Source organism: uncultured Oceanicoccus sp., assembly GCF_963968385.1.
Lineage (GTDB): Bacteria > Pseudomonadota > Gammaproteobacteria > Pseudomonadales > Dasaniaceae > Oceanicoccus.
In genome coordinates, this window is record NZ_CAXAHB010000092.1 from 1 (window position 1) to 5,426 (window position 5,426).

Annotated in this window: 4 protein-coding genes; 2 read left to right on the forward strand and 2 right to left on the reverse strand. The window is 47.1% G+C overall.

Going from position 1 to position 5,426, the window contains the following annotated elements:
- Nucleotides 1–74 precede the first annotated feature (74 nt).
- Entirely contained in the window at nucleotides 75–692 is a 618-nt protein-coding gene (locus AACP44_RS08250; RefSeq protein ID WP_339340054.1) for an SCO family protein, read from the forward strand.
- Nucleotides 693–919: 227 nt separating this feature from the next.
- On the opposite strand, the gene AACP44_RS08255 is transcribed toward AACP44_RS08250, so the two are convergent.
- Nucleotides 920–1,192, reverse strand: coding sequence for a hypothetical protein (locus AACP44_RS08255; RefSeq protein ID WP_339340051.1), 273 nt, complete (start codon nucleotides 1,190–1,192; stop codon nucleotides 920–922).
- A gap of 509 nt (nucleotides 1,193–1,701) precedes the next feature.
- Here AACP44_RS08255 and polA point away from each other — a divergent pair.
- A complete protein-coding gene (gene polA, locus AACP44_RS08260; protein WP_339340052.1) occupies nucleotides 1,702–4,464 on the forward strand; it encodes a DNA polymerase I in 2,763 nt (920 codons plus the stop codon).
- Between the two features lie 167 nt (nucleotides 4,465–4,631).
- Here the strand turns inward: polA and yihA are convergent, their stop codons facing one another.
- Complete coding sequence (gene yihA, locus AACP44_RS08265) at nucleotides 4,632–5,267, reverse strand: ribosome biogenesis GTP-binding protein YihA/YsxC (protein ID WP_339340053.1); 636 nt, start codon at nucleotides 5,265–5,267, stop codon at nucleotides 4,632–4,634.
- Nucleotides 5,268–5,426: the final 159 nt, after the last annotated feature.

Sequence of the window (5,426 nt, forward strand, 5' to 3'; positions counted from 1 at the left end):
AAACAACAACGGAAACAACGATGCAAAATCAACCGGTCAACCGTTTACAACCCGAGCAAAAACGCGGCATTTATATGACTGTCGGTGTTGTTGTTATCTTAGTCTGTCTGTTTGTTGGTTTTTTTGTCTATGGCCTAAGCAAGCCTAAAATTTTAAGTGATAGTGAGCTAAAAACTAACGGTACGTTTTTGTTTAAAAATCCCCGTTCTTTTAAGGCATTTACGCTGCTCGACTATAATAATCAGCCCTTCACTTCCGCAAACCTGCAGGGAAAATGGTCGCTAGTTTTCTTTGGTTTTACTTATTGTCCAGATGTTTGCCCAACCACCTTAGCGTTATTAAATCGTTTCTATCAACAACAATTGGAGGGCGATTATGCTGAGGATCTACAAATTGTTTTAGTCAGCGTTGACCCTGCCCGAGATACGCCGGAAAAGCTTTATGATTATGTAAGATTCTTTAATAAAGATTTTGTCGGTGTGACGGGTGAGTTTTTAGACTTGCATCGCTTTGCCACGCAACTAAATATTCCTTTCAGCAAAACACCTGGCGGCGGAGAAAATTACACCGTCGAGCACAGTGGTAATATCGCGATTATTAACCCCAACGGTCACTATATGGGCTTCTTCCGCTCGCCGATTGATTTATCCCAATTAAATGTTGGCTATACGTCCATTCGTGCAACTCGCTAATTGCTATTCGTAGCTCACGGCAATGTTCGAAGTCTCTATGAAATGCTGGCTAGTTAGTTGAACTAGGCATCGTCATCATTCAGGGCTTTAACTATTGGTTTAAGCGGGCTTAGTAGTGAGGTCGTGGGTAAAAGATTTAGCAGGCGGTGTGTGGAATGAGAGGCGGTTAAACAATATTGTAGCCGAAACAAAAATGCCCGGTTCCGACGGGTTCCGGGCGCTGACGATTAATGCATCGCATATTCTATTTCCTTAGCAATTTTATCTTCAAGCTGTTTGCTCAGCGCCAAGGAAACTTTCTCCATAGTGGCGGTAACTTCTAGCTCAATGTGATTTGCAAGGGCTTGGTTGCTGATTGCCGCTGCGGGCTCTATCCAAGTGACAGCGGCACCGCTGTTCATTGCTAGAACCATGGATGGCGCTTCGTTGACGGCGCTTTCAGCATTGGCAGCGTTGCCAAGCATCCCTAGGATAACGGCTAAGATAGCCACGTTTTTCATGATTACTCTCCTGTAGTTGAGTAGATTCTGGTTTAGGTGTTGATTGGCTTTTGGCCACTTTGTTACAGTTGTTACCGCAACGGCACTAATAGTAACACTTATGTGGACTTAGTCCAACGTTTTAGGTGAAATATTTGTTACTTTTTAGAAATAATATCGTAACATTGCTACTCAATAAGGCTATTTTATGTCTTAAGGCCTTGTTTATTAATGATTTAATGGGTTGTTTCCTTTTCCCATAAAAAGTAACGCTTTTGATGGTTTTTGGTGTTTTCAATGTTACCTTTTGAAAAAGATGGGAGGGCAAGTTAAGTGTCGTAAGCGGAAATACCCCAAAATGACTAGGCTGCCCGCCCTTCACTAATAGCACTTCATCCGTTTCAAGCTTTGCTTGCCTGCAATCACCCCCGCGGTGATAATGCCCAGTGAATAAAACATAGTCCTAACCCTAGTAGCCAGTAACTCGATGCCCCGCACAGAGCTCAGCTATAACCGCGAAGCCAACCGCCATGTCACAGACCTCCAGCAAGCCCATCGTACTAGTCGATGGTTCGTCCTACCTTTATCGCGCCTATCATGCCCTGCCGCCATTAACTAATTCCAAAGGCCAAGCCACTGGTGCGGTTAAGGGCGTTATCAATATGATGCGACGCCTGCTAAAGGATTATCCGGGCAGTCCGGTAGCGGTGATTTTTGATGCCAAGGGCAAAACCTTTAGAGATGATATCTACCCCCAATATAAAGCCCAGCGACCGCCGATGCCGGATGATTTGCGTGAGCAAATTGAGCCTATCCATAACATTATTAAAGCGATGGGCTTGCCGCTGATTATTGTCGATGGGGTAGAGGCGGATGATGTGATCGGCACCTACGCTCGACAAGCGACTGAGCAAAGCTTGGATGTCGTCGTATCAACCGGCGATAAGGATATGGCGCAGCTGGTTAACCAGCATGTCACATTGGTAAATACCATGACCGATACCGTTATGGACGAAGAGGGCGTGCGGGCGAAATTTGGGATTCCGCCGTCGTTGATAATTGATTATCTGGCACTGATGGGAGACAAGGTTGATAACATTCCGGGGGTGGCTGGAGTGGGCGAAAAAACCGCCTTGGGATTGCTGCAGGGAATAGGGGGCTTAGATACTCTCTATGACAATTTAGATAAAGTCCCCGAACTCGCCATTCGCGGCGCTAAAACCTTGCCGGCTAAGCTGGAAAAGGAAAAAGCGAATGCTTACTTATCTTACGAGCTGGCCACTATCAAACTCAATGTTGAGCTTGAGGAGTCGGTCAACACCATTGCTATTAGTGATCCAGATAGTGAGTTATTGCTCACTTACTTTAAGCAGTTGGAGTTTAAATCCTGGGCAGAAGAGATGGAGAGAGGAGGCTCAGGCGTCCCCTTAGGTGTTGGTGCAGGGCCGGTTCAAAGTAGCGTTGAAATGCCAGAAGCACCAGCCAGAAAAGACTATCAACTGGTGCTAACAGAGGCCGATTTTAAAGTGTGGCTAGGCAAGCTTGAGCAGGCCGATTTGTTCGCTTTCGATACCGAAACCACCAGCCTTAACTATATGGAAGCCCGAATCGTCGGCGTATCATTTGCCGTAGAGGCGGGTAGCGCGGCCTATGTCCCTTTTGCTCACGACTACCTTGGTGCAGAGCAGCAGCTGAGCGAAGATGAGGTGCTTTCATCGCTCAGGCCCTTATTAGAAAACCCCAACCAATCCAAAGTAGGGCAAAACCTAAAATATGATCAAAGCGTGTTGGCCAATCACGGCATCGTTTTGCAGGGTATCGACTATGACACCATGTTGGAATCTTATGTGTTGGATAGCACCGCAACCCGTCATGATATGGATAGCTTGGCGAAAAAATACTTAGAAGTTAGTACCACAAAATTTGAAGATATTGCCGGCAAGGGCACCAAGCAACTCACCTTCAATCAAATTCAATTAACCGAGGCGGCGCCCTATGCCGCTGAGGATGCAGATATCACACTGCGCTTACATCAAGTGCTTTGGCCCAAACTAGAGGCGGACGCTGGACTTAAGCGTTTGTTGCAGGAGATTGAGCTACCATTGGTGTCGGTGTTATCTCGTATTGAGCGTAATGGAGCACTAATAAGTAGGGACTTACTATCAGCACAAAGCCTAGAAATAGCGGATAGGTTGCAGAAGTTAGAAAAAGAAGCGTTTGATTTGGCAGAGGAGGAGTTCAATCTTGCCTCGCCTAAACAACTGGGTCGAATCCTGTTTGAAAAGCTGGAACTACCGGTTATCAAAAAAACACCCAAAGGCGCGCCCTCGACGGCTGAAGAGGTTCTGGCGGAGCTGGCGCTGGATTACCCGCTACCTAAATTGCTAATGGAATACCGCGGCCTTAGTAAACTCAAGTCCACCTATACCGATAAGCTGCCAGAAATGATTAGCCCCACTACTGGGCGAATCCATACTTCCTATCACCAAGCTGTAACAGCGACAGGCCGCTTATCTTCATCGGATCCTAATTTACAGAATATTCCTATCCGCACGGCAGAAGGTCGTCGGGTCAGGCAGGCGTTTATTGCACCTACTGGCTACAAAATAGTCGCAGCGGATTACTCCCAGATAGAGCTGCGAATTATGGCGCATCTGTCCCAAGATAAAGGTTTATTGGAGGCCTTTGCGGCAGGCAAGGATATTCACCAGGCAACAGCCGCAGAAGTGTTTGGTCTGCCTCTCGATCAAGTTTCAACAGAACAGCGTCGTCGTGCTAAGGCGATTAACTTTGGCTTAATTTATGGCATGTCGGCGTTTGGTTTGGCCAAGCAAATTGATGTGGGCCGTCATGAGGCGCAGCAATATATCGATACCTATTTCGCCCGTTACCCTGGTGTCCAGGACTATATGGATCAAACCCGTGCCGATGCCGCTGAAAAAGGTTATGTAGAAACCCTGTTTGGTCGTCGACTGCATTTGCCCGAAATTAATGCCAGCAATGGTATGCGTCGTCAGGCAGCCCAGCGCACAGCCATTAACGCACCCATGCAAGGCACCGCTGCAGATATTATTAAAAAAGCCATGGTGGCTGTTGATCAGTGGTTAAGCGATAGCGAGATTGATGCCAGAATGATTATGCAGGTGCATGATGAACTGGTCTTTGAAGTGGCGGAAGCTTCGATGGATAAACTAGCAGAGAAGGTAAAAGAGCTGATGGGGGCTGCAGCGAACTTGGATGTTCCACTGATTGTTGATGTGGGCAGCGGTGATAATTGGGATGAGGCGCACTAATTTATTTTTTCGGCAGCGGAACTAACCGACAAGGAGCAAGGTCACAGTTGCAGTGGTTGAGCGCCCCTTGGCGGTTTTCCCCACCATTAGTTAGTCTCCATGGCCAGGCTTCTCCCCTGGAAGCTCTGGATACCCTACCCGATGTGACCCTGTCACATCGGGTTTTTTTATTCTTCAACTTTGCTTTTAGCGGCTTCCCTATGGCTAAGCCACTGGCTTAATGTTGCCTGTAATTGCTCCAAGCCGGTACGCTTCAAAGCAGAAAATAACTGCACACTGACCAAGTCTTTCATCGGTGCCAAGTCTTTACGAACTTTTAACAGGCTATTATTTGCCGGTCCTTTGTTCAGCTTATCAGCCTTGGTTAATAATATATGCACCGGCATAGCGCAGCTCTGGGCCCAATTCAGCATCATGCGGTCAAAGTCCTGCAAAGGGTGACGACAGTCCATTAATAGGATCAATCCATACAGCGATTGCCTTTCCCGCAGGTATTGTTCCAAATGGCGCTGCCATTTTTCTTTGACCTCTAGCGGCACCTTGGCAAAGCCATAGCCCGGCAAATCGACGATACGCTGGTTATCACTGAGGGCAAAAAAGTTAATCAGTTGGGTGCGGCCAGGGGTCTTACTGGTTCTGGCCATTCGCTTATTTTCAGTTAAGGTATTGATTGCGCTGGATTTTCCGGCATTGGAACGGCCGGCAAAGGCGACTTCTATGCCACTATCGATTGGGCATTTGGCTAACGTGGGGGCGCTAGTTAAGAACTCGGCTTGTCGAAAATTAATGTTTACTTGAGTCAAAAGGGGGCCTTTTAAAATACTAATAACAATCAATTGTGTCGGGTCATACTACAGGGATGGCGATAGGATACCACTCTTGTGTATAATGCCGCGGCTTTTGCGGCCATCTCGTGCAAAATAAAACGATCAGCCTAAGGGGGTTCTCATGAAACAACGGTT